Source organism: Ligilactobacillus acidipiscis DSM 15836, from assembly GCF_001435755.1.
In the GTDB taxonomy this organism is placed as follows: domain Bacteria; phylum Bacillota; class Bacilli; order Lactobacillales; family Lactobacillaceae; genus Ligilactobacillus; species Ligilactobacillus acidipiscis.
Map to the genome: position 1 here is coordinate 1 of NZ_AZFI01000310.1, position 905 is coordinate 905.

Annotated in this window: 1 protein-coding gene; it reads left to right on the top strand. The window is 42.0% G+C overall.

The genetic code is table 11. The annotated features are described in order from the left end of the window. Positions 1 to 77: 77 nt before the first annotated feature. Positions 78 to 719: an amino acid ABC transporter permease gene (locus tag FC65_RS10855; protein ID WP_056972763.1), complete on the top strand. Its 642-nt coding sequence runs from the start codon at positions 78 to 80 to the stop codon at positions 717 to 719. The last annotated feature ends 186 nt before the right edge of the window (positions 720 to 905 follow it).

Consider the following 905-nt stretch of genomic DNA (forward strand, 5'->3'; position numbering starts at 1 on the left):
TGTCATAATGCCCGAGTCCCTTGGTGCTCGAATTTTACCGGCTTGTTCCGCTCTGTTTTTCAATAGGAGGTTACTTTATGAATTATATTGAACAAATTGCACCATCTTTACTTTCCGGGGCTTGGATGTCCCTTAAAATATTTTTATGGACATTAGTTGCCTCGATTCCATTGGGCGTTATCGTTAGTCTGGGGCTTCTTTCCAAATTTAGTCCTCTACGAGCTATTTTAAAATTTTATGTTTGGATCATGCGTGGGACCCCATTATTGCTCCAACTAATTTTTATTTTTTATGGTCTGCCGATCATCGGGATCATTTTCCAACGTTATGATGCTGCGCTATGTGCTTTTATCTTGAACTACACGGCTTATTTCGCGGAAATTTTTCGTGGTGGTTTTCAAGCAATTCCCGAGGGACAGTTTGAAAGTGCTAAAGTATTGCGCTTAACTAGGTGGCAAACATTGCTGCATGTTGTGATCCCTCAAGTTATCAAGATAGTGATCCCATCGATCGGCAACGAAGTCGTGAACTTAGTTAAAGATACCTCACTCGTATACGTTATCGGTCTCGGTGACCTCTTACGAGCCGGTAATGTTGCAACAGCTCGAGACGTAACATTACTTCCACTTGTTTTAGTTGGTGTAATTTATCTTGCCATGACCGGTGTTGCTTCATATGCACTTCGAAAAGTTGAACAGCATTACGCCAAGTGGAGATAGAAATGGTTAAAGTAAGACAGTAAGACTTGATCCGAATTCCCTTGCTGTCATGTTGCAACCTATTTTCATTGTCGGGCTGCTCAAGTCCTACCGGCTTCTTCGCCCTGTGATTTAGTTGGGTTCCGTGAACCAAATGTCTGTGTCTAGCTAACTTCAACAACAAGTCGTAAAAACCACGACTTATCG